The organism is Candidatus Phytoplasma crotalariae, assembly GCF_030586865.1.
Classification (GTDB): Bacteria; Bacillota_I; Bacilli_A; order Acholeplasmatales; family Acholeplasmataceae; genus Phytoplasma; species Phytoplasma citri.
On sequence record NZ_JAOSIR010000004.1, the window covers coordinates 1 to 24,831 of the forward strand.

20 protein-coding genes and 1 pseudogene are annotated in these 24,831 nt (G+C 22.8%); 9 read left to right on the top strand and 12 right to left on the bottom strand.

The window, feature by feature from the left end; all coding sequences use genetic code 11:
* Positions 1-329: 329 nt before the first annotated feature.
* The 6 genes and pseudogenes from OC683_RS02500 to pduL all read right to left on the bottom strand — a co-directional run.
* A pseudogene (locus tag OC683_RS02500) lies at positions 330-781 on the bottom strand (group II intron reverse transcriptase/maturase); the annotation flags it as partial.
* 582 nt (positions 782-1,363) lie between these two features.
* Entirely contained in the window at positions 1,364-3,394 is a 2,031-nt protein-coding gene (locus tag OC683_RS00465) for a heavy metal translocating P-type ATPase (RefSeq protein ID WP_304514612.1), read from the bottom strand.
* A gap of 228 nt (positions 3,395-3,622) precedes the next feature.
* Entirely contained in the window at positions 3,623-3,961 is a 339-nt protein-coding gene (locus OC683_RS00470; protein WP_304514613.1) for a SpoVG family protein, read from the bottom strand.
* A gap of 195 nt (positions 3,962-4,156) precedes the next feature.
* A complete protein-coding gene (rsmA, locus tag OC683_RS00475; protein WP_304514614.1) occupies positions 4,157-4,984 on the bottom strand; it encodes a 16S rRNA (adenine(1518)-N(6)/adenine(1519)-N(6))-dimethyltransferase RsmA in 828 nt (275 codons plus the stop codon).
* Entirely contained in the window at positions 4,977-6,353 is a 1,377-nt protein-coding gene (locus tag OC683_RS00480; RefSeq protein ID WP_304514615.1) for an HD domain-containing protein, read from the bottom strand. The genes rsmA and OC683_RS00480 overlap by 8 nt, the downstream gene beginning before the upstream one ends.
* Before the next feature lie 219 nt (positions 6,354-6,572).
* Positions 6,573-7,157, bottom strand: a complete 585-nt coding sequence (gene pduL, locus OC683_RS00485) for a phosphate propanoyltransferase (protein ID WP_304514616.1) — start codon at positions 7,155-7,157, stop codon at positions 6,573-6,575.
* 306 nt (positions 7,158-7,463) lie between these two features.
* Here pduL and ychF point away from each other — a divergent pair, with 306 nt between their 5' ends.
* Both ychF and ileS read left to right on the top strand, forming a co-directional pair.
* A complete protein-coding gene (ychF, locus tag OC683_RS00490; protein ID WP_304514617.1) occupies positions 7,464-8,570 on the top strand; it encodes a redox-regulated ATPase YchF in 1,107 nt (368 codons plus the stop codon).
* 84 nt (positions 8,571-8,654) lie between these two features.
* Positions 8,655-11,435 carry an isoleucine--tRNA ligase gene (gene ileS, locus OC683_RS00495; RefSeq protein ID WP_304514618.1) on the top strand — a complete coding sequence of 927 codons (2,781 nt, stop codon included), beginning with the start codon at positions 8,655-8,657 and terminating at the stop codon, positions 11,433-11,435.
* A gap of 89 nt (positions 11,436-11,524) precedes the next feature.
* Here ileS and OC683_RS00500 read toward each other — a convergent pair whose 3' ends face one another.
* Positions 11,525-12,286, bottom strand: coding sequence for a hypothetical protein (locus OC683_RS00500; RefSeq protein ID WP_304514619.1), 762 nt, complete (start codon positions 12,284-12,286; stop codon positions 11,525-11,527).
* 533 nt (positions 12,287-12,819) lie between these two features.
* Here OC683_RS00500 and rpsF point away from each other — a divergent pair.
* The 7 genes from rpsF to OC683_RS00535 all read left to right on the top strand — a co-directional run bounded on the left by rpsF (position 12,820) and on the right by OC683_RS00535 (position 19,621).
* Positions 12,820-13,140 (top strand): 30S ribosomal protein S6, encoded by a 321-nt coding sequence (gene rpsF, locus OC683_RS00505; protein WP_304514620.1) that lies wholly within the window; start codon positions 12,820-12,822, stop codon positions 13,138-13,140.
* A gap of 26 nt (positions 13,141-13,166) precedes the next feature.
* Complete coding sequence (locus OC683_RS00510) at positions 13,167-13,649, top strand: single-stranded DNA-binding protein (RefSeq protein ID WP_304514621.1); 483 nt, start codon at positions 13,167-13,169, stop codon at positions 13,647-13,649.
* Positions 13,650-13,702: 53 nt separating this feature from the next.
* Positions 13,703-13,951: a 30S ribosomal protein S18 gene (gene rpsR / locus OC683_RS00515; RefSeq protein WP_320411928.1), complete on the top strand. Its 249-nt coding sequence runs from the start codon at positions 13,703-13,705 to the stop codon at positions 13,949-13,951.
* A 118-nt stretch (positions 13,952-14,069) separates the two neighbouring features.
* Entirely contained in the window at positions 14,070-16,589 is a 2,520-nt protein-coding gene (rplI, locus tag OC683_RS00520) for a 50S ribosomal protein L9 (RefSeq protein ID WP_304514623.1), read from the top strand.
* On the top strand, positions 16,586-17,953 hold the full coding sequence (gene dnaB, locus OC683_RS00525; RefSeq protein ID WP_304514624.1) for a replicative DNA helicase: 1,368 nt from the start codon (positions 16,586-16,588) through the stop codon (positions 17,951-17,953). Before rplI ends, dnaB begins: the two co-directional genes overlap by 4 nt.
* A gap of 26 nt (positions 17,954-17,979) precedes the next feature.
* A complete protein-coding gene (gene prfA, locus OC683_RS00530) occupies positions 17,980-19,056 on the top strand; it encodes a peptide chain release factor 1 (RefSeq protein ID WP_304514625.1) in 1,077 nt (358 codons plus the stop codon).
* A gap of 7 nt (positions 19,057-19,063) precedes the next feature.
* Positions 19,064-19,621, top strand: coding sequence for an L-threonylcarbamoyladenylate synthase (locus OC683_RS00535; protein ID WP_304514626.1), 558 nt, complete (start codon positions 19,064-19,066; stop codon positions 19,619-19,621).
* Between the two features lie 28 nt (positions 19,622-19,649).
* Here OC683_RS00535 and OC683_RS00540 read toward each other — a convergent pair whose 3' ends face one another.
* The 5 genes from OC683_RS00540 to OC683_RS00560 all read right to left on the bottom strand — a co-directional run bounded on the left by OC683_RS00540 (position 19,650) and on the right by OC683_RS00560 (position 24,586).
* Complete coding sequence (locus OC683_RS00540) at positions 19,650-20,654, bottom strand: DNA polymerase III subunit delta (RefSeq protein WP_304514627.1); 1,005 nt, start codon at positions 20,652-20,654, stop codon at positions 19,650-19,652.
* Between the two features lie 34 nt (positions 20,655-20,688).
* The gene (locus OC683_RS00545; protein ID WP_304514631.1) at positions 20,689-21,606 is read right to left on the bottom strand and encodes a tyrosine-type recombinase/integrase; all 918 of its coding nucleotides are present in this window, start codon (positions 21,604-21,606) and stop codon (positions 20,689-20,691) included.
* Between the two features lie 54 nt (positions 21,607-21,660).
* Entirely contained in the window at positions 21,661-22,410 is a 750-nt protein-coding gene (locus OC683_RS00550) for a YitT family protein (RefSeq protein ID WP_304514628.1), read from the bottom strand.
* 276 nt (positions 22,411-22,686) lie between these two features.
* Positions 22,687-23,718 (bottom strand): tryptophan--tRNA ligase, encoded by a 1,032-nt coding sequence (gene trpS, locus OC683_RS00555; protein ID WP_304514629.1) that lies wholly within the window; start codon positions 23,716-23,718, stop codon positions 22,687-22,689.
* Positions 23,711-24,586: a hypothetical protein gene (locus OC683_RS00560; RefSeq protein ID WP_304514630.1), complete on the bottom strand. Its 876-nt coding sequence runs from the start codon at positions 24,584-24,586 to the stop codon at positions 23,711-23,713. Before OC683_RS00560 ends, trpS begins: the two co-directional genes overlap by 8 nt.
* Positions 24,587-24,831: the final 245 nt, after the last annotated feature.

Consider the following 24,831-nt stretch of genomic DNA (forward strand, 5'->3'; position numbering starts at 1 on the left):
CCCAGAAAAAACTAAATTAACCGAAAAGTTAATGGCATCAAAATTAGAAGTTTGCCAGTCAGAAAATAAACCCCCAGAATAAAAATTTAACCAGTGGTGACACGAAGTTAAACCTTAATAAGGGATAAATTATTAAAAGCAGTATACTGGAAAACTTGCTCTCACCATTCGAAAAGGAGCTGTTTATTCTATAAATGGGGTTTTTAATTACGAATTTCTGATACACTTTTAAAATTATCTTTAAAACCATTTTTATGACGGTATAGGTCAATGTAATGTAAATATACATTCTCTAGTTGAGAGGGTTTTATTCTTTCTGATGAACTGAGGTCGATCGTCTCAAAATAACCTTTTAGGTCAATTTGGACAAGGTAATCCATTCCTTTAAATCTTTGTTTAACGCGTTTGATCGCGTCATGACCAGATTTTTTTGGTTCTAAATTCCAAGCTCCATTCCGAGAAGATTCCCTCAAAATAAGAAGTTAAGAGTTGTTCTAGATAACCTATCCTTTATGGTAGGAAAGCCCAAGGGTCTGGTTCTTTTATTATCACTGGGAATGAGAATTCTTTTAACTGGTTTTGGGGTAACCATTATTGACATATTCCTGATGGTATCTTTCTAATCTTTCTTAGATTAATTCCATTAATGGTTTTATTATCAATTTTGGGGGTACCCGCGCCTTTGTTAGCGGTGATTCTTCAACATGTTATAAAAGGTTATTCATTCCCCCCACTGTAATTCTCTTTTTAAAGAGAAACCATTTGAGGAACAATCTTCTATGTTCGTGAAAGTTTAGTTGCTGGTGAAACCGTTATCAACTTGCCATTGAATAAATAATAAATTACTATCTTCTTTCGCCCTATAAGAGTCATTAACTCTCTTCTCGGTAAGCTGATTAACTAAATTATTCCAAATTTAGGTTTATCCTTACGACTACTCAGAAGATGCTTTATCCTTGACCATCCGGGCTTTTATTTCCGGATTAGTAAATTTCATTACTTCGTTTTAGGATTCTCCAAGTTACGCTAAATTTCGACCTTAATTCCTTAGGCGAAGTACCCTCCTTTTAGAGAGGCTGATCCCAGGTTTCTTTATTTGATAAACTACTCAATATCTGGTATTTTTATTATTAGTAGGCTCTGAACTGTTCGTTTAAGCAACTTCCGAGACAGGTTCTTCTATTACATCAATTTGCCTTCTTAGACCATCTCAGACTTCTCCCTAGAATTGTTTGGTGGCGGAGTCTTTTTTTGACTAAGCATATTGGTTAGATAGCAGGAAATTTAGGCTTCTTTGGCACCTATTTAGTACCTATAATAATTAATGATTAAAAACTTACAAAAATTATTAATTTAAAAAAATTTAATTTTTTAACATTCTTAAACCATTTAACAAAACTAAAATAGTACTAATTTCATGTAAAAAAACTGCAAATGGTAAAAATAAACTGGTAAAAAAATTACTAATAGTTAAAATAATAATAACGCTGATCGCAAAAATCATATTTTGAAAAACTATATTATTTAATCTAACAGCTACTTTATGAACCTGAATAATTTTAATTAAATTATTCTTCATCAAAACAATATCCGCAATATCCGCAATTACATCGACACCTTCTTGTAAGGCAATCCCTACATCAGCATTCGCTAAAGCCAGAGCGTCATTAACACCATCTCCTACCATAGCTACGCCTTTGTACTTTTTTTTTAATTCATTTATTTTTAATAACTTATCTTCTGGCAAACATTCTGCAAAAACATAATCTATATTTAAACAAACTGCTACATTTTGAGCTGTTTTATGATTATCTCCGGTTAAAACAATTGTTTTAATATTATTATTTCGGAAATATTTTATTATTTCAAAACATTCCGGACGCAAAATATCAAAAATTGCCATAACTATTACAACATCATTGTCGCAACTAAAATAAAGCACAGTATAACCATCATTTAAAAATAATTGTATTTTTTCATCTAATGATGAGGATAAAGAAATTCTATTATCCGAGGAATAGCTATTTAAATCGCTATATTTAGCTACTTTATAATGTTTACCTTGATAAAAAGATTCAACACCTATGCCAATTAAATTATTTACTTCTATATCAGAATAATTGTTATTTAATTGATCTTCAATAACAAAAACACTTTTTAAATATTTTGTAATTGATCTAGCTAAAGGATGATTAGATTTTTGTTCCATATGGTAAAAAATAGCCAAAAATTTATTTTTCTCATCTTCACATAAAGAACTATCAAATAAAAATTCTTTAACTACGGGCTTACCAATTGTTAAAGTTCCAGTTTTATCAAAAACAATAGCTTTAATATTAGCTAAAAAACTCAAAGCATTGCCATTTTTTAATAAAATTCTTTGTTTAGCTAAAAAAGAAATAGCAGATAAAGTAGCTGGAATATCAGCAACAACTAAAGCACAAGGAGAAGCGACAGTTAAAAAAACTATAATTTTTTCAAAAATTTTATTAAACAAATAATATTCAAAACCTTTAATAAAATTAATTGTTTGAAAAAAAACTAAAATAAAAAAAGATATTAACAACACAGTTTTTACATAAACTGGTTCTAAACGTTTAATTAAGGTGGCATTTTTAGAAACATTATTTTTTAACTCATGAGATAATTTAATAATTCGAGAAAATAAATTTTGATCGGTATTAGCAGTAATTTTAATAATTAAAGTATTACTAAGATTAATATTGCTACCATACACTTTATCGCCTTTTTTTTTATCAATAGGTATACTTTCTCCAGTAATATTAGATTCATCCACACAAGAATTACCAGAAACTACTACTCCATCAGAAGGAATTTGATCACCACTTAAAACAATAACTTTATCTCCGATATTTAATTTATCTACTTCTATCAAAGTAAAATTACCATTAACATCTATTAAACGAGCTTGTGTAGGCGCCATTTTTAAAAGATTTCTAATTTCTTTATGACTTTTAGTTTCTATGTATTCTTCTAAAAAATTCGAAGTTGCAAAGATAATAATTAATAAAATAGCTTCATTAAAATTATTTAAAAAAACAGCTCCCAAAGCGCCTAATAACATTAAAATATGTATATTTGGTGTAAATTTGCGATTTTTTTTGGTGTCATAATAAGTATCTAATAAACCTTCAAGAATAACATGATAACCTGTACAACCCAAAATTAACAAAGTAATAATGCGTTTAAATAATAAACATTCGTGATCATTCAAATTAAACAATTTAAATACTACTACAGGAACAAAACAGAATAAATATAAAAACAAACCCCAAACAAAAAGACAAAAGTACTTAGAATTATTTTTGTAATCCGAATCAAAATGTTGTCGATCATTTTTCTCAGAATTATAAATACTAGAATGTTGTTTCAAAATATAAATACCATTAATCCTTATAAAATGCGAAGAAAAATATATAAACTTAAAACTAATTTATATATTTTTCAAATGTTTAAAACAAAAAATAATTAAAAGAAATAATTTTGAGTAGATTTTTAATAGAAAAATAAATTTTCAAACAGAAAAAATTCAAAATTAATCACAATCATAACTTTCTTCATTACTAGAATCATTATTTTTACTATTGTTTTTTTCGTTATCTTATGAATTTGATGATTTTAAATCAACTTCTTCTGATTCTGAACTAGTTATATTATTATTGTTATTATTATTGTTCTGCTCAGAAATTTTGGTATAAAATTCTCGTAAAACTTTTTTATTTAACATATTCCGAGTATCAGTATTAGTGGGATGAGCTATATCTTTGTAAACCCCCGTATTCAACTTCCAACTAGGCATAGCAACAAAATGACCTCTATTACCGAGAATGATTTTAATACCATGAACAACAAAATCATTATCTATAAAAATAGTTGCAAAAGCTTTTAATTTGGGATCCTCTTTATCATAAAGTTTTATTCTAACACCAGTAATGTTCATTACATACCATCCTATTATTTTTTAAAAATTTATCAAAATTAAAAATTAATTTTTTTAATAAACTACTGTAAAAAATTATAATCCTTTTTTTTTAATTTACATAATCTTTTATGGGATTATTTTATCACAATTTATATACAATATTACAATGAAATAAATTATTACACTTTCAAAACATCATAAATTTCTTGATTATTACCGCTGAAAATAAATCCAAAATAATTTAGCTATTTTTTGCAATTCTAAAATATTTATTTCTTCTGCTCTAATATTTAGAGGTATTCCGTATTTAACAAAAAAACTAATAATTTCAGATTTAGAAATATTTAGATAATCTTGAAAATTATTAATTAATTGTTTTCTTTTCTGTTTAAAAGCAATTTTTAAAAATTTAAAAAAAACATTATATAAAAAATTTTCTTCTCTTAATGAAAATTGTTTTTTAGTAAATTTCAAAATCATTCCATCTACTTTAGGTTGAGGATAAAAATTAGTTTTCTTAACTATTTTAATAACATCAATAATAGCCAAAGATTGGCAAATAACACTTAAAGAATTATAATTTTTAACAAATGGACCCGATAATATTCTCCATGCCAATTCTTTTTGTAACATTATAGTAAAGCTTTTGATCTGAGATATAGTAAAAATTTTGAATAAAACAGCTGAAACAATATGATAAGGCAAATTACCTACTAAAACCACCTCTTCTTGTGCGTTACCAAAATATTGTTTAAAATCTTTTTCTATATCGCGTTTCAAAAAATTATCATAAATAATATGAATGTTACAATATTCAGGAAAAAATAAAAATTTTTTTAAAGTAAAATCAATTTCATAAGCTAAAATGTTTTTAGCTTTTAAAACCAATAATTTTGTTAAAGCGCCTTTGCCGGGACCAATTTCTACTATATTTTTATTAAATATATCAGCAGATTCTACAATTAAATTTAATATTTTCAAATTATTCAAAAAATTTTGACCATATTTTTTTTTAAAAACATGTTGTTTATTTTTAATCATTGAAATCACGATAATAAAAAAAATTGCGCATATCTTTGTAAGAATTTTGAAACATTATATTATTAATAAGAACAGATTTAAGACTCAAAGGTTTTATAATATTATCAGTAATATCACCAAAACCAATCAAAATTTGTTCCCCAATATTATCAACATTTTCGCGATAAGTATCTCTTAAAATATAATCATCGTAATAATAAGTATAATAAACCGAATTATCTCTATATTTTTGTTGAATTTTTTTAATAAATTCATAATTTTTAGAAATATTCGGAATGCATTTCCAAAAAACAATGCGACGATGCAAAAAATCTTGACAAAGATGAGATAAAATTAAATCTTGACTATCTTGAAAAGCAACAATTAAGCTATTAATATAAAAATCATCAATTTTAGAATATAAATCTAAAGATTCTTTATTAGAAAAAAAATTTTTTAACAAAGTAATATCCAATTCAAATAAATAATTATTTTTGATTAAAAATTTAATTCTCTTAAAAATTTGTTCTAAAATAATAGCAAATAATATAATTTTAGAATGGCAATAAACTTGTCTATACATGTAATAACGACTCATCAAATAATTTTCAATACTAGAAAGACCACTATTACGGAAAATAATTACTAATTCGTCCATAGGAAAATCAGAAGTTTGTGGAACTTGATAAGCATTAGTGATTTCCATAATACCAATTAAACGATCCGAATCGATATAACCATAACTAACACCAGCAAAAAAAGAATCTCTTTTTAAATAATCTAAACGATCAAAATCTAATTGACTTGTTAATAATTGCTTTAATAAAGTAAATCTTTTACTCTTTTTATCATTTTTAATAACTTCGGCCACATCATATTTAAAATTTATATCTATTTGATCTAGTATAGAAATAATTTCTTTATTATTAATAATCATTTGAATAGTTTTATCTTCATGATTAATACCGAAAACGCGTTCAAAAATGTGAGAATATGAACTATGTCCAATGTCATGTAATAAAGAAGCTGCTAATAAAATTAATTTATTCCTTAAAGAAAATTTTTTTTCTATTAATTGAAATTTATGAAATTCTAAAAAACGTCTAGATAATTCATAAACACCTAAACTATGGGTGAAACGAGAATGTTCAGCACCAGGGAATACCATATGGACACATCCTAATTGTCTAATACGCCTTAATCTCTGAAAAAGACGAGTATTAATTAGTTCTTCTAAAAACAAATATTCTAAATAAATATACCCATAAACAGGATCTTTAATAACTTCAATCTTCGCAAATTTTCTTGGTTCTTTTGACCAAAATGATTCTAAAATCACAAATAAAACTCTTTCTTCTATATAAATAATCTTTTTAATTTCTTTTCGCAAATAACTTTTAAGATTTTAAATAACAATTTTTTTATTTATTTAAAAATTTAAAGAATCAAAAGTTATTTTTACAAAAATAATTTTTATAAATTAGATAATTTGTAGTTTTTAAATTATAAAAGTCCAAAAGTTTAAATTTAAAAATTTATATTAATTAAAACTAACAAACTTTCTATTTTATTTTAATTAGAGAAATTTATACAGATTTTAAAATCAACTTTATATTGTCATTAATTCTACTAAATCGCCATTTTTTAAATGAAATGCTGAAGCATCATCCGTATCTATATGTAATTCTAAACTAAAATCCACATTGATACGACATAAAACGTTGTGCAAAATACCGGCTTTAATACCATCTACTCGAACACTCACTATTTGTTTATCAGTTAAACATAAATCTTTAGCTTCTTTATCAGACAAATGTATATGCCTATCGGCAATAATAACTCCTTCTTCAATAAATAATTTTCCGCATGGACCAATTAAAGTAGCGCTAGCAGAACCTTTAATATCCCCCGAACTCCTAACAGGAGCACCAAATTTATTTCTAATATTATCACTATTACTAATTTCGATTTGCGTAAATTTTCTTATAGGACCCAAAATACGAACATTTTTAAGAATATGATTATTAGAACTAATAACATCTATTTTTTCGTTAGCAGCAAATTGGCCTTTTTGTGTTAAATCTTTAAACCAAGTTAATTTATAATTTTTACCAAATAAAATTTCTAAAGCTTCTAATGACAAATGAGCATGTCTACCGGAAACTCCAACAGGGATCATTTGTTTTTTTAACATAATTATATTCCTTCTATTTTTATAAATTTATCCCAAAATAACAAATTTAATTGGGATTTTTTATTAAAAACTAATGTTTATATGTTCATTCATAAATAACATTTTTTTAAATTTTTCAATAAAATAATAAAATTTTTTCTTTAAAATCAATTGACTAACATACATTATAATACTTTTTAGAGATGGTAGCAATATCAAAAAAATAGTAGTTTTCGAGAATCATTTAAACCAGTAAAATGTTATAATTAAATAATAAAAATTTAAAAAATATTTTGACAATAAATTTCTTAGTAAGGTGAAAAATATATGAAAGTTGGAATTATAGGATTACCTAATGTAGGTAAATCAAGTTTATTTAATGCATTAACAGGATTAAATATTTTAGAAGCGAATTACCCTTTCGCAACTATCCAGCCTAACATAGCTATGATAGAAGTTCCCGATGAACGTTTAAAATATATTGAAAACTTTTTTAAATCTCAACAAATCGTTAAAACTCAAATACAATTTGTCGACATCGCTGGTTTAGTCCCTGGAGCTTCCAAAGGAGAAGGATTAGGAAATCAATTTTTAAATCATATTCGTAATGTTGATATTCTTTGCCATGTCGTCAAATGTTTTGATGATCAAAAAATTATTCATATTCATGAAAGAATTAATCCTGTATTAGAAAGTCAAATGATCGAAACAGAACTAATTTTAGCTGATTTAGAACAAATTGAACAACGCTTAAATAAAATCTGTCATTCTCCAAAAAAAACACAACAAGAAACAAAATTAGAAATTCAACTTTTACAAAAAATTAAAAAAAATTTAAGCCAAAATATCGCTGCTAGCGAATTGCACTTAACAAAAGAAGAAATCCAAATAATAAAAAGTTTCAATCTATTAACTCTTAAACCTATGATTTATATAGGTAATTTGCCAGAAAATAAAAATAATAATTGGGATAAAAATATTTTTTTTCAACAAATGAATCAATATAGTTCCAATACTAATAAAAAATTCATTCCTATTTGTATTCTTGAAGCCAAAAAAAATTATTCTTCCCTATCAATTAATAAAAATACACTAGATATTAACCAAACACAAACATTACTTTCCTCTAAATATGCCTTAGAAAAAATAATTAAAAATAGTTATCAACTTTTAAATTTACAAACATATTTTACTGCTGGATCTAAAGAAACAAGAAGTTGGTCTTTCGTAAAAGGTTCTACGGCTCCTCAATGTGCTAAATCAATACATACAGATTTTCAACGCGGTTTTATCAGAGCAGAAGTTGTAAATTATAACGAAATTGTTAAATATAATAGTATTAACGAAATAAAAGAAAAAGGTAAATTACGTTTAGAAGGTAAAAATTATATAGTTCAAGATGGTGATATTATAAACTTTAAATTTCGTGTCTAACAAATCATAAAAAAACTATCTAATTTATTGTATTTATTCGAATCTTTACTCCATTATTGCTATAAAAGGAAATATAATATAAAAATGAATCAAAAAGGTAAATATTATACTAATACATTATCTATGCCCAAAACTGATTTTCCTATGAGAGGAAATTTACCACAAAAAGAACTTGAAATAGAAAAATATTGGTATCAAATCAATTTGTATCAAAAAAATTTAAAAAAAAATCAAAACAATCCAGCATTTATCCTGCATGATGGTCCTCCTTATGCTAACGGCGATATACATATCGGTCATGCTTTAAATAAAATTTTAAAAGATTTCATATTAAGATTTAAAACTATGCAAGGATACAATACACCTTATATACCAGGATGGGATACACATGGATTGCCAATTGAAATTGCAGTTTTAAAAAAAAATTCTCAAAATAGAAATTTAACAACTAAAATTTTTAACAAAGAATGCCAAAAATTTGCCTTCCATTTTGTCGAAAAACAAAAAGAAAATTTTAAAAGATTAGGTATTTTAGGAGATTGGAATAATCCTTATTTGACTTGCGATAACAAATATATAGCAAACCAAACTAGAATTTTTGCGAAAATGTTAGAAAAAAAATTAATTTTTAAAAAATTAAAGCCTGTTTATTGGTCTACTTATTTAAATTCTTCTTTAGCTGAATCAGAAATAGAATATCAAAAACATCAAACTTGGTCTATTTTTACAACCTTTAAACTAATAAATAATGAATATAAAGATTTTGAACCAAATGTTCAATTTATAATTTGGACCACTAACCCTTGGACTTTATCTTCTAATGAAGCCATTTGTGTCAACCCCAAAGCCCAATATTATTTGATTAATGTCAATAAAAATCAAAAATATATTATAGGAGCTAAAGTTTTACAAAAATTACAAATTAAATTTAATTGGCAAAAAATTGAAATTATTAAAGTTTTAACAGGCCAACAATTAGAAAATTTACAATACGAAAACACTTTATTTAATAAAACAAAAAAAATTATTTTAGGTGATTTTGTTTCCGATCAAGAAGGCACAGGTTTGGTTAGTATTTCGCCAGGACATGGACAAGAAGATTTTGTAATAGGACAAAAATATAATTTAGAAACGAGTCTAAGTATTGATAAAAAAGGCAATATGACAGAATTATCTCCTCAATATCAAGGAATTTTTTTTCAAAAAGCCAATGATTTGATTATAGAAGATTTACAAAAACTAGGACTTTTAATTAAAGCAGAATTAATAGAACATTTATATCCTCATGATAATCGCATTAATAAACCTATTGTTTTATTAGCTTTATCACAATGGTTTATAGATATTCAGAGTATCAAAAAAGAATTATTAAAAGAAATTAAAAACATTAAATGGTTTCCTAATTGGGGAGAACAAAAAATGTATAATATGATAATAAACCGGGAAGATTGGAATATAAGCAGACAAAGAAAATGGGGAGTACCTATTCCTATATTATATGATGAAAATCAAAAACCCATTCTAGATATCAAAATAATTAACCATTTTGCTGATTTATTCGAAAAATACGGAAAAGTCATTTGGCATGAATGGGAAATTTCAAAATTATTACCCGAACAATATATTAAAAAAAATAATAAATATCATTTATTTACTAAAGATATCGATATTATAGATGTTTGGTTTGATTCTGGAACTTCATATAATGTTATACAAAATATTTCTTCAAATTTTTTTCCAGCCGATTTATATCTAGAAGGTTCAGATCAATATAGAGGATGGTTTAATTCATCTTTAATTACTTCAGTAGCTGCATTTAATAAAGCGGCGTATCGAAAAATTATTACTCACGGTTTCGTTCTTGATGGCCAAGGGCAAAAAATGAGCAAATCAAAAAAAAATATTATAGAACCACAAACCATCATAAAACAAAGCGGAGCTGATATATTAAGATTATGGGTAGCTAGCACTAATTATAAAAATGATGTTAAAATAGATCATTCTATTTTAAAACAAATAGAAGAAAAATATCGCAAAATACGAAATACTTTGCGATTTATGTTAGGCAATTTATACGATTTTAATATACAAACAGACTATATATCTTTTTCGAAAAGAACTTCTTTACATAAATTAATAATTCTCGAATTTAAACAAATAATTAAGCAAATTATCGAAGCATACGAAAGTTATAATTTTGAAAAAATTATAAGTTTAATATATCTTTTTATAACTAATAAAATAAGTTCTTTTTATTTAGATTTTGCCAAAGATATTTTGTATATTGAAATCCCTAATTGTAAAGAACGAAGAACTATTCAATCGAATATATATGATTTATTATTAGATTTATTAATTGTTTTGACACCAATTATACCTCATACAACTTCAGAAGCTTATAATTATCTAAATGTTAACGAAAGCTTCAAAAAAGAAGATGTTTACTTAGAAAATATGCCTAAAATAACAGAAATAGATAACTTCATAAACGCATTTAAACAACAAGATACTAATTCAGACGAACAAAAAGCTTATCAAAAGTTTTTAGAGTTAAGAGATATAGTACTAAAAAAATTAGAAGATGCTAGAAAAAATCAAATTATTAATAAATCTTTAGAAGCCAAAATAATTTTAGAACTAACAACAGAGTATTTAAACGCAATCACAAAATTAAAAATAAATAATTGTTTACATCAATTATTGATTGTATCAGAAATTCAAATTATAGAATCATGCCAAATGAAAATTAAAATTATTAAATCTACAGGAAAAACTTGTCCTCGCTGTTGGAATGTAATAAATTATAATACCTTTAGTGAATTATGTAATCGCTGTAATTCAGTAATAAATAATTTAAAAAAATAACCAATAATTACCTACAAAAAAAACAAAAAATTTAAATAAAGGAGTAAAATTTATTTTACTCCTATCTTTTTTAAAATATTTTTTGATTATTAACAATTAATTGACCTTATAACAGGAACAAAAATAGGAATCCCCAAACTTTTTTTAAAATTATTATAATTTATTGATTTATTAATAATCTCGTTATATTTATAATTTAATTCATCTATTTTGTGTTTTAAACTATCGATATTCTCTGTAATTTGTTTTTCAGACACATTAGAATCATTAATAATTTTAAATTTTAAAACATTTACTTCTTTCAATAATTTTTGTTGTTCTGATTCTAATGAAACAGGCTGATAATCCTTCATCTTCAAAATAAGATCTAATTCCTCTAGATCTTTAACCAATTTTTGACGAAAAAAAACATTATTATCAGAATAATTGTTAGGTAATGCTGTTAATTGGTGTAATTTTTCTGTAGAAAAATTTGGTAAACTTATGATTTTTGACAACGGAGTAAAATTAAATTTTTTAATAAAAAACAAACTCATTAATAACAAAATAAAAAATATTAAAATAAGTAGTGAAGTAAAAAAAAATCCTCTAGGTGCAGATATTTTATTTTGAAAATTATTGTTAGAAGAAGCATAAGGTGAATTGTAATAAGAATTAGAAGACAATTTATTGACAAACCTTAATCTCGGCAATAAACGCAAAGTATTAACAATTAAACTAATAACCCAAATAATTAAATAAACTACAATAAAAATAATTAACCAAAAAATTATATTCACAAAATAATGATAATAATTTTGAATAAAATTAAAAATATTACTCAAATAAAATATAGCTTTTTGCACATTCACAACAAAAACTCCTTTTTTATTACAAAGTTAAAAAATATTTGAAAAAATTACACAAATTTTAATTTAAAAAAGAAATTTTATTTTTAAAAATCTAATAGAATTTAAAATTTTATTTTTTTCTATTTATAGGAAAAATCAATATAATTCTACTTTGTTTAATAATTATTAAAAAAAATTAAATTATTTAATGCTACAACAAAATCACCTCCTTAAACAATCAAGAAATTAAATTTATCAAACTATAAATGAGTTTTATTAATAATGTTTTATTTGACATTGTTTTTCTTATTTGTTAGAATAAAGCCTAGAGTATATCATCATTTCAATTTGATAAAATTTAGTTTTTATAATAAAAAATTTACATATTATTAATTTATAATTTTTATTTTTTTATTATAAAATATTAAAATTTCTATTAAAATTTAATTTGACAAAATTAATTATTTTTGATTTATAAAACTATAATCTAATTAAGATTTAAGATATTTTTATTAGAAAAAACTGTATAAAAAAGGAGCAAAAAATCAACAAACATGAAAGAATACGAAAAATCAACAAACATGAAAGAATACGAATTAATGTACATTATAAAACCAAATATAAGCCTAGAAAAAGCTCAAGAAATAGTAGAAAATTTAAACAAAAATTTTCTTAAAAATAAAGATATTAATTATTTCGAAGAAATTACTTCAACTTCTGCAGAGTTAAAAGAATTAGCTTATCCAATTAAAAAATTTAAACAAGGTTATTATGTACAATCCACAATCAAAGCAGATAATACATTTGTAGAAAAATTTAATCAATTAATGAAAATAACCGAAGAAATAATTCGTTTTTTAATTATCAAAAAATAAAGAAAATACACAAATAGGAGACAGTAATGCTAAATAGGGTATTGTTAATAGGCAGAATCACTAAAGATCCTGAAATAAGATTTACAAAAGAAACTAACACACCTTATGTTATTTTTAATTTAATCGTGGATAGAGAATACACAAATCCAGAAGGCAAAAAAGAATCAGATATAATTCGTTGTATTGTTTGGGAAAAACAAGCAGAAAATTTAACCAAATACATTAATAAAGGCAGTTTGTTAGCTGTAGAAGGTAAAGTTAGAACAGAAATATACGAAGATCCTAATAATAACCAAAAAACCAATTTCGATACCAAAATCGTGTGCAAGAATATTAAATTTTTAGAAAGCAAAGAATATTCTGATTATAAAAAAAATAAACAAAAAAATGAATATTCTAATAATTTAAATATTGAAAGAACATTATCAAACAATAGAGATATCAAAGATATCAAAAATAATAAAGATTTCAATAATAAAGAAGCAGATGATGATGATTCGCTTTTTTAAATATTTAATAATTTTAAAAAATAATAAATACTAATTTTAACTAAGGAATGTAAATAAAATATAATATGCAAATGATTCGAAAAAAATATTTTAAAAAACGTCGTAAAGTATGTTTTTTTAAGCAAAATAAATTCACCAATATAGATTTTAAAAATATAGAAATTCTCAAAAAATTTATAAGTAGTGAAGGTAAAATTTTACCATCTAGAATAACCGGAGTATGCGCTAAATGGCAAAAAAAATTAGCAGTAGCTATAAAAAGAGCGCGTCATATGGCCTTAATACCTTTTGTGGAAAAATAAAATATTTATAAATAATAAACAAGTTTTTTTAAAATAACTTGTTTTGTTTTTTTATATAATAGAATTATCTTTATTTTTAACCCGTGTTTTTTTAGAAAAGAGAGTTTAATTATTAATTATGTTAACATTAAGAAAAAAAAATCTCAATTATAAAAAAATTTTTTTATTTATAATTTTGATTGGTACATTTTTATATATGACCTTCCTTGATTATGATAACATCAAATTATTAATTCATAACCCAAATAAAGAAATTCAAGAAGTAAAAAAAATTATTATTAAATTATTTTTTAGCATTTTAGGAAAATTAGTTATTTTTTTTATCATTTTAAGCATTTATATGCATTTTCAAAGAAGTTTAAAGATTAAAAGATTACAAAAAAGATTATCTTTGTGGTCCAAATTATCTTATTATATAGATAAAATAGGCGAAGAAGTATTCAACGAATTAACTATAGGAATTATCGTAATTAATACGACAAACAATACTATTGAATGGATAAATACTTACGCTAATAAAATATTTAATAACCCTAATATTAATACTTCTTTAAACTTAATAAATAAACAAATGGCCGAATTATTAAATACTCAAGAGAAAGAGAAACAAATAGTTTTAAATATAGGAAATAAATTTTTTGATTGTCTATATAAAAAAGAATTTAATGTTTTTTATTTATTTGATGTAACCCAAAGAGAAAAAATACAAATTCTTTATCATCAAGCTACACCTGCTTTAATATTTCTATCCTTTGATAACTTAGAAAATTCTTTAAAAAATTTAGACTTTTCTGAACAATCACAAATCAAAGTGGAATATTTAAGTGCTATTTCAGATTTTTTCGAAATTTATGAAAGTTATTTGAAACAATTGTCAGATGATAAATTTTTACTTTTATTAAAAAGAGAACAATTAGAAAATATGATATTAGAAAAATTTTCAATTTTAAAAAATATCAGAAATATTTCTGAAAAATATAAATTAAACATCACTTTATCTATGGGAATTGCTTGTTATAACTTACCTTTTAACCAATTAGCTTATTATTCTCAAAGTGCATTAGAATTAGCACAAAAAAGAGGCGGAGATCAAGTAGTCGTTAATATTGAAAATCAAAAAATTCAATATTTCGGAGCCACTAAAACTTCTTTAAATACAAACTCTAAAATCATATCTAGAGTTAATTCGGAAATCATTAAAGATTTGATTCAAAAACATCATAATTGTTTTTTCATGAGTCATAAAAATCCAGATTTAGATGCTTTTGGTTCAATGATTGCTATTTATAAAATAGCATCTTCATTAAATAACAATCAAGATCATTATATTATCATGGATATAAACTTAATAGAGAAAAATTTCCAAAATATTTATGAAATTTTAAATCAAGAAAATCCCAATCTTTTCAAAAATATTATTGATGTTCAAAAAGCAAATAAAATGATAAATAAAAATTCCTTAATTATTATTGTAGATAATCAACATTTAGAAATTTTAGATAACAAAGAATTATTAACTTTAACCGATAATATAATCATTATTGATCATCATCGTTCTTCAGAAAAAATTATTTCAAACAAATTCGCCTATATAGATGCCTCCGCTTCATCAACCGTAGAAATGATAATGGAATTGATATTTTTTTTAAACCATCCAGTATACATTTCTCCTTTAGAAGCGACCATTATGTACGGAGGTATGATTATTGATACTAATTATTTTACTTCTCGAACTAGCGAAAGAACTTTAGAAGTAGCATCGCGTTTAATTAATATGGGAGCGGAAAGTCAAAAAATTAAATTATGGTTAAGACAAAGTTATGATCAAATTTTAGAAATGAATCAATTATTATCTCGTATGGAGATTTACATGAAAAAATTTGCTATCATTACAAGTAATAAACCGATTGATGATCGTTCATTTTTAGCTAAAGTAGCAGAAAATTCTTTAAATGTACAAAATATTGAAGCAGCTTTTGTAATAGGAGAATTATCTTCTACTCATCAAATAGGCATTAGTGCTAGATCCTGTAACGATAATATTAATGTGCAAATTGTTATGGAAAAAATGAATGGAGGAGGACATATCAATAGCGCAGCTGCTCAAATTAAAAATGCTAATATTAATGATGTTGTATTAGAATTAAAAACAATTTTGAAAAATGAATACCAAGAAGGAAATGAGAATATGAAAATTATTTTATTAGAAGATTTAGATGATAAAGGTAAAAAAGAAGAAATTATTCAAGTTAATGCTGGTTTTGGTAATTATTTAATTAGAACCAAAAAAGCTCTTTTAGCAAATCCTCAAAATATTGAAAAATTAAAACAAAATAAAAAAATCCAAGAAGAAAAAGAACAACAAAAAATTCTCTTAATGACCAAACTAAAAGAAGAAATAGAAGATAAAACAATTACTATTCAAATCCAAATAGGTCCCAATGGAGAAATGCACGGAAAAATAACTCCTAAACACATTATAGATGAACTTTATAAAAGTCATAATATTTTATTAGATAAACCTAAAATCATTTTAGATAACGAAATAAATTCTTTAGGTATCTACAAAGCTAATATTATTTTAAAAGATAATATCATAGCTAATTTAACAATTAATGTAAAAGCTAAAAAGTCATGAATGAAAATATAAAACTGCCTTATTACGCAGAAGCAGAAAAATCCATTTTAGGAATTATTTTTTTAGAACCGAAACAAATTATTAATGTATTAGGTCGTTTAGAAGTTAGTGATTTTTTTAATCTTAATAACCAAAAAATTTTCCAAGCAATTCAAGAATTATTTGAAACATCAAAATCTATAGATTATTATTCAGTATATACATTACTACAAAATAAAAATATTCATATAGATGGCGGACAAAACTATTTAATTCAATTAGGAGAAATAATTCCATCTATTTATCATTTGGAAACATACATTAATTTAGTTAATGAAGCAGCTATCAAAAGAAATATTATTCAAACTGCTTCTTCTATTGTGCATGAAGGTTTAAATAATCCTGACATTGAACCACAAATTTTTTTAAATTTAGCAGAAGAAAAAATTTTCCAAATTTCTAATAAAAGTAAAAATAATAATTTTGTTAAAATTAATAATTTAATAGAAACAGTACAAGAAAAAACTCTAAACAATTTACAAAATAAAAATATTATTGGTATAAGTACTGGTTATACAAATTTAGATGAAGTAACTTTAGGATTGAAAAAAGAAGAATTAATTATTATTGCCGCTAGGCCTTCTATGGGTAAAAGTAGTTTCATGACTAATTTAGCAATTAAAATGGCTCAAAATAATAATAATTCTCAAACCTATGTAGCTATTTTTAGTTTAGAAATGTCCAATGAACAATTAGTAACAAGAATATTAAGTTCTCAAAGCGAAATACCTCATAAAAATATTCAATTAGGATTATTAAATCAAACTCAAAAATCATTACTAAAAGTAACAGCTGATAAACTTAAAAAATTAAACATCTATTTTGATGATTCAGTAGCAGTCAATATTTTAGATATAAGAACGCAATGCCGTAAATTAAAGCATCAAAACAAATTAGATGTAGTCATTATTGATTATTTACAATTAATTCGAAAAAATAATCCAAATAATCGTCAATCTAGTTTTAATAATCGTCAAGAAGAAGTTTCTGATATTTCTAAAAGTTTAAAACAAATGGCTCGTGAATTAAAAATACCAGTTATAGCTTTATCTCAATTATCTAGAGAGGTAGAAAAAAGAGAAGATAAAAAACCTATTCTATCAGATTTAAGAGATTCAGGAAGTATTGAGCAAGATGCTGATATAGTCATGTTTTTATACAGAAAAGGATACTATTCCAAAGAAAAATATAGCGAATATAATATTGATTTAGGGCATACAGAATTAATTATTGCTAAAAATCGTCAAGGTATAACAAGTACTAAATTTTTTAATTTTGATTCTAATTGTTTATTATTTAATGAAACTGACCATTTAATAGAATGAAAAAATAGGATGATATAACCATTTAGATGTTTGAGAAATTAGAATTAATCAAAAAAAAATATTTAAAAAATCAAAAAAAAATATTAGAAAACCCACAAAATTTTCAAAATATTGATTTATTAAAAGAACTAAATAAACTCCAAAAAATTGTTTTTGTTTACGAAGAATATATTCAATTAAAAAAAGAATATCAAAAAATACAAAAAACATTATCTAAACAAAATGATCAAATTCAGGATCAAGAAATAATTCAATTATTAGAAACAGAAAAAAATAATTTAAACAAAAAAATAAAAAATAAAACTAATCAATTAGAAAAATTATTATCTCCAGAAAAATATAACACAGAAGATAAACAAAATGTAATTGTAGAAATTAAAAAAGGTATCGGAGGACAAGAATCTAATTTATTTGTTGCAGATTTATTTCGAGCTTATAAAAAATATGTAGAAGATAAAAAATGGAAATTAGACATAATCAATCTATTATCCGCTCCCAAAGAAGGAATTTCATCTGTTGAATTTGTAATTAAAGGGGAAAATGTTTTTTATTATCTTAAATATGAATCCGGAATACACCGGGTACAACGCATTCCGAAAACAGAAAATAAAGGGAGAATACATACATCTACAGCTAAAATATTAGTAATTCCTAACGATAATCATCCTAAAATAGAAATTAATTGGAATGATATTAGAGTAGATACTTTTAATGCTAGCGGCCCTGGAGGACAATCTGTTAATACCACCAAATCAGCAGTACGATTAACACATTTACCTACAGGCATTAGCACAGCATGCCAAATAGCTAAAAGTCAACATGAAAACAAAGAAAAAGCTTTTCAATTATTAACTAATAAAATTTATTATCAAAAACAATCTGAACAAAAACAAAAACAAAATCAAATTAAAAAAGATTTAATAGGAAAAAGTGATAGAAGTGAAAAAATAAGAACTTACGACTATCCAAATAATAAAATAACAGATCATAGAATAAATTTATCAATATATAAATTGAATGATTTTATGGAAGGAAATATAGATTTAATTGTAAAACCTTTACTAGAAGAGTTTCAACAAAAAAAATGGAAAGATAACTTTTAAATAATTTATGAAAATCTTAAATAACATAATTATTTTTCCCACAGATACTGTGTATGGAATGGGTGCGCCTTGGAATGATAATCAAAGTTTAAATCAAATTTATCAATTAAAAAAAAGAGATCTAAACAAACCAATGGCTCTTTTATTTTATAATTTAGAACAAATAAAAAATATTATCGAAATCAATAACCAAATCAAAAAAATATCTAAAAAATTTTGGCCAGGCCCTTTAACTTTAATAGTTAACACTAAAAAAAAATATTTTCAACTAACTAAAGAAAATAAAATCGGCATTAGAATACCCAATCACCCTATAGCTCTTGAAATATTAAAAAAAGAAGGACCTTTAAAAACCACTTCTGTCAATGAAAGCGGACAGCCACCTTTGAATAATTTTAAAATTATTAAACAACTTTATCAGTATAAAGTGAAAAAAATATTACCCAATAATTATAATTCATCTAACATACCTTCCGCAGTTATAGAAATAACTAATAATAATTTTAAAATATTCAGAACAGGATCTCTAGATATACAAGAATTTGTTAAAACATTAATTGATTAAAAAATAATAAATTTGTATTGATTTAAATTTAAAAATCCTCTAGCTCTTGATTATAAATAATTCTTTTAACAAAAACATCTGAACATTCCGAAGATGGAATAAAACCGATTTTTAAGTTATAAAAAAATTTAAAATTTAACAAAAATAATTTATAAACCAATTCCATATTTAAATTATTTATTTCTTTTAAAAAAAAAGAAGTTTTAGCCGAAGAAAGTTTGCACCAAGAAGATATTAATGAAACATTACTATTTTTTAAAGAATAAAAATAAATTAAAATTAATTCTTGTAATGTTTTCATAATTTGAAAAAAAAACAGAAAAAAATTTGGAAATTTATTTATCAAATTAATAAATAATAAATAACTTTCTAAATTTTTTTTAGATACTAATAATTTAATTAAAGATAAAATGTTTTCATTTGGCTCGTAAAAAATTAAATCTTTAATTATTTTTGGATCATCAATCGTTTTATCCTTGAAATAATAAGATTTTATTTTGTTTATTTCTTGCTCTAATAAAAATAAATCACCTCGATAATGATTAATTAATTCTTTAGTGAGAATAGATTTTATATTAAAAGACATTTGAAAATTATCATCTTCAAATGATTTCAAAATATAATTATACAAATCTCGAGAATTATTAATCGCAAAAACTTCTTCTACATGCATGAAACATTTTAATTTATTGTATAAATATATAAAATTCACAATATTATAATCTAAACTAACAAATAAAATAATATTTTGCTGAGGTTTTTTAAGAAAATTAAACAAAAAAGAAAAATCTACTTTATTTTTCAATTCTAACAAAACAGAAATATTCTCTATAAAAATAATTTTTTTATTCAAAAAATAATTAAAAGTATATAAATGTTTTTTAAGGTCAGAAATAATTTTAGGATATTCAATAACATTGAATTTAAACAACCAAAAAGAATAATTTTGCTGGAAAGATAAAGAAATAATTTGTTGTTTTCTTTTTTCCAAAAAAAATAACTGTTTATAACATAATAAAGTAGTAGACAACACTTATTTAATTCGCCCCCCTTATTACTAAAAAAAATCAATCATAATCGATAGCACGAGGATGACATTTTAAATAAATCTTTTTTAGATGTTTTTGACTAATATGAGTATAAATTTGAGTAGTAGTTATATCTTCATGACCTAAAATTTTTTGTAAAATCCTTAAATCCATACCATTTTCTAACAAATGTGTAGCAAAAGAATGTCTTAAAGTATGAGGAGAACACGCAGATAATTTAGATAATAAAATATTTTTTTTAAAAATTTTGTAACAACCTTGTCTAGATAAACGAAGACCGTGATAATTTAAAAAAACCCAATCATTCTTTTTATCTTGACATAAATTTAATGAAGGTCTAATTTTTTTTAAATAATAATAAAATAATTTGGCAACATGTTTAGTAATCGGCACTAATCTTTCTTTATTACCTTTGCCAATAATAAAAATCTGCAATTTTTCTAAATATAAAGATGATAAAGTTAAATTTAAAATTTCAGATATTCTTAGACCTGAACTATACATCAATTCAAACATTAATTTATTACGAAAACTTATAAAAGAAGAATTATCATTTTTTATTGTATTTAAAAAAATAATAATTTCTTCAAAAGATAATACAATTGGTAATTTTCTAGTAATTTTAGGGATTTTCCAATTTTCAACAATATTTCGATTTATACATTTTTCTAACAACCAAAAAAAATGTATTTTTTTAATAACAATAATCTTACGCGCTATAGTTCTACTACTTAGATCGTTATTTTTAGAAATATAATTAAGAAAATCAGAAACGTGATTTTTTTGTATTTTATCAGGAGAATTTAATTTTAAAATATGAAATAAAAAAGTCAAATATTGTCGAGAATCAATTAAATAAGCATTTATAGTATTTTGCGATAATAATAACTCTTGTAGCAAATAAATTCTAAATTTTTCCAAAGTATTTTCAATCATTATATTCACAATAAATTCCTTAATTAAAATTTATAATTATTATTAATCGATACTTTAAATAATTAAATACATAAAAAAAGTTGTTAAAGGTATTTTAACAAAATTAGTTAAGAAAATAGATTCCCAATAAAATTCTTTGGTTGTAGTATAAATTAAAAAAGTAGCAATAATAGAAATAAAATAATTAAAAATACAAGTAATTAAAGAAATATCTTTTTTTTTATAAATATATAAATATTTAGAAATAATATCTATGCCACCTGTAGAACCGCCAATTCTAATACAAATTCCAGCAATAATACCAGTTACCAAAGAAACAATAAAGACTCTTAAAAAATTACTAAACCAAAACTTCCCCTCATAATCAAAAATACCAAAAAAATTTTGCATTTTATTAAAAACAAGCCCATTATTACCATTAATTAAAATAGTTAAAATAGTTAAAAAAATAAAAATAAAAATAGTATTTAAAAAAGTAATAATGTTAAATTTACCATCTAATTTAGGAAAAGCAATAAAAATAAACAAAACAAAATTCACTAAAAGATAAAAAAATGCTGCAAAAAAACCTACAAAAGAAGAATTATATTGCAAAATAGCAAAATTACTTTTCAAAACTTTTGCAATAGCATCACCAATACCATGAATACCTGTAACATATAAATTTATTTTATAATTACCACTAACAAAAAGAATGTCAGTTAAACAATAAAAAAAACATAAAACAATATTAATTAAAATAAAATTAAAATTAATTTTTTTATTTTGAAAAATAATATTGGTATTTTCTTCTTTTTTAATCACAAAAAATAACCTTTTCTAATTAATTTTTAATTTGTTTCTAACCCAAACAGCAATAAAATCCAAAATTCCATTTTTTTTATAAAAATAAGAAAACACTTTATAAATGTATTTATATGTGTAGATTATATCATAATATATCTAAAATCCGAAAAAATTCCTATTTAATTTCTATTTTTGTTATTTTGAGAATAATTTTATAATTTTTCGATTGTTAAAAATGTATAATTTTCAATAATCAAAAAAAATATTTTAATATATTATTCTATGGAAAATTTATTACATAGAATATTTAATTCCTAAAATTTCTCTTATTTTATTAATTTTTTGTTGAGATATAATGTTAGCTTTAAAAGCTCCATTAGACAAAATATTTTCTAAAATAGAATCATTAATAACATTTTTAAAATTATTTTGAATAATTTTAATTTTTTCCAAAACTAAAGATACTAATTTTATTTTAAATTCTCTATAAGAATAATTAGCAAATGAAAATTCTACTTGAGAAATTTCAATACCTTTTAAACCTGCATAAATTTTTAATAAATTCGAGATGCCAGGTTGCGTTTGAGGATCATATTTTATTTTACCTATATTATCGGTTACTGCCCGCATAATTTTTGTTTTAATATTATCTAAATCTTCTAATAAGAAAATACAACCTTTATCTTGATCTTTATCTAAAAAACTACTTTTACTCATCTTTTTATCAGGTTTATTCAAAGAATTAATAGTATATCCTATATTTAAAAATTCTGGAATTTTAAAAACATCTCCATAAAAAGAATTAAAACGAATAGCTAAATCACGAGTCAATTCTAAATGTTGTTTTTGATCTCTCCCGACTATAACTATATCAGCATCATAAAGTAAAATGTCAGATGCCATTAAAAGAGGATAAGTAAAAAGAGAAACTTTTGAATTGGAAGAGTTTTTTTTATTTTTTTCTTTAAATTGTATCATTCTATTTAACTCCCCTAAATAAGAATTACATTCTAAAATGTAACTTAAATAAGTATGAGCAAAAATATCTGATTGAAGAAAAAAAGTAGTTTTAGACAAGGATAAACCAGAAGATAACAAAATAGCTGCTATATTACGTATCACTTGTTTTAAGTCAAATTCTTTAGAAAAAGTTGTTAAAGCATGTAAATCAGCAATAAAAAAATAAAATTCATATTGTTCAGAAAATTTTTGCTGTAATAATATCAAAGGTTGAATAATGCCAAGCCAATTACCTAAAGTCAAATCTCCACTAGGTTTTATACCAGTAATAATAATTTTTTTTTTTATTAAAGATATACTATTCATAAATTAAAATCCTTTTTTTTACTTTAACTGATTTATTTTTAATTTCAAAGATAATATAAAAAAATGCGGCAAATAATATAAATAAAACAAATTCTCTAATCAAAACTGCTATTTTTCCCCTAAAATAATTTATTCCTAGAATAGGTTCTCCAAAAATTTTATTCTCATGAAGATTATAATCGCATTGAATATTAGAATAAGGAAACCAACATTTATTAGATGTACAATGGACACCTAAACAGGTTTTTAAAGGTTCCAATAAACATAAAAAAAAGAAAAATAAATAAATTAAAGGATGCATAAAAGAAATAAAAATTTCTTTAATTTTAATCTTAGATATTTTTAAATAAATAAAAATTATAAAAAAAGTTAAAGGAATAATAGTATGTTGAATAATACTTAAAAAATGACTTTCATAAATATTTTGAAAAAAATTTGCATTATAAAAAATATTTTGTCGTAAATAATTACAAAAAATATTAAAATCGTTATTTTTTTTCCAAATTGGGGCAAGGATCATATTATAAACAAAAAAAGTCAATAAAGAATTAACTAATGCGATTAAAATAATTTTTTTTTGTCTTTCTTTATTTTTCATTCCTACTAAAAAAGTACATAAAATATACAAAATAGATAAAATCATTTGATTAGTAAAAAATCTATAATGAAAAAATATTTGTTTAAAAATCTTTTTTATATCAAAAACATTAACTTTGTAATAAACAATTACATATATATCAGAAAAAATAGTAAAAATTGCTAAAAACAAAAGTAATTTAAAAATAAATTTATTTTTAATATTATTATTACATAAATTAAAAGGATTTTTTTGGTATTTTGTATTTATTAATGTTAAATTTTTAATCATAATTATTAAATATATTTTTAATTTAATTAAAAAACCTTTCTAATTTTTTTTAAAAAAATAAAAAATTTCAAACAAACATAAAAAATCATTTTAAAAAAATGAATAAAATTTTATATTTTATTTATTTTTTACAAAAATAAATTTTAATTAATAAATATTATCAATTAATTATTTTAAATATTGCTTTTTTTAAATTATATAATTAAAAAAATATTTTTAAATAATAAAATTTTAAAATATTTTTA

Coding starts and splice junctions, on each gene's coding strand:
- OC683_RS00470 (WP_304514613.1), bottom strand. CDS start 3,961: ATGAACATTACTGGTGTTAGAATAAAACTTTATGATAAAGAGGATCCC.
- rsmA (WP_304514614.1), bottom strand. CDS start 4,984: ATGATTAAAAATAAACAACATGTTTTTAAAAAAAAATATGGTCAAAAT.
- pduL (WP_304514616.1), bottom strand. CDS start 7,157: ATGTTAAAAAAACAAATGATCCCTGTTGGAGTTTCCGGTAGACATGCT.
- ychF (WP_304514617.1), top strand. CDS start 7,464: ATGAAAGTTGGAATTATAGGATTACCTAATGTAGGTAAATCAAGTTTA.
- ileS (WP_304514618.1), top strand. CDS start 8,655: ATGAATCAAAAAGGTAAATATTATACTAATACATTATCTATGCCCAAA.
- rpsF (WP_304514620.1), top strand. CDS start 12,820: ATGAAAGAATACGAAAAATCAACAAACATGAAAGAATACGAATTAATG.
- OC683_RS00510 (WP_304514621.1), top strand. CDS start 13,167: ATGCTAAATAGGGTATTGTTAATAGGCAGAATCACTAAAGATCCTGAA.
- rplI (WP_304514623.1), top strand. CDS start 14,070: ATGTTAACATTAAGAAAAAAAAATCTCAATTATAAAAAAATTTTTTTA.
- dnaB (WP_304514624.1), top strand. CDS start 16,586: ATGAATGAAAATATAAAACTGCCTTATTACGCAGAAGCAGAAAAATCC.
- prfA (WP_304514625.1), top strand. CDS start 17,980: ATGTTTGAGAAATTAGAATTAATCAAAAAAAAATATTTAAAAAATCAA.
- OC683_RS00535 (WP_304514626.1), top strand. CDS start 19,064: ATGAAAATCTTAAATAACATAATTATTTTTCCCACAGATACTGTGTAT.
- OC683_RS00545 (WP_304514631.1), bottom strand. CDS start 21,606: ATGATTGAAAATACTTTGGAAAAATTTAGAATTTATTTGCTACAAGAG.
- trpS (WP_304514629.1), bottom strand. CDS start 23,718: ATGAATAGTATATCTTTAATAAAAAAAAAAATTATTATTACTGGTATA.
- OC683_RS00560 (WP_304514630.1), bottom strand. CDS start 24,586: ATGATTAAAAATTTAACATTAATAAATACAAAATACCAAAAAAATCCT.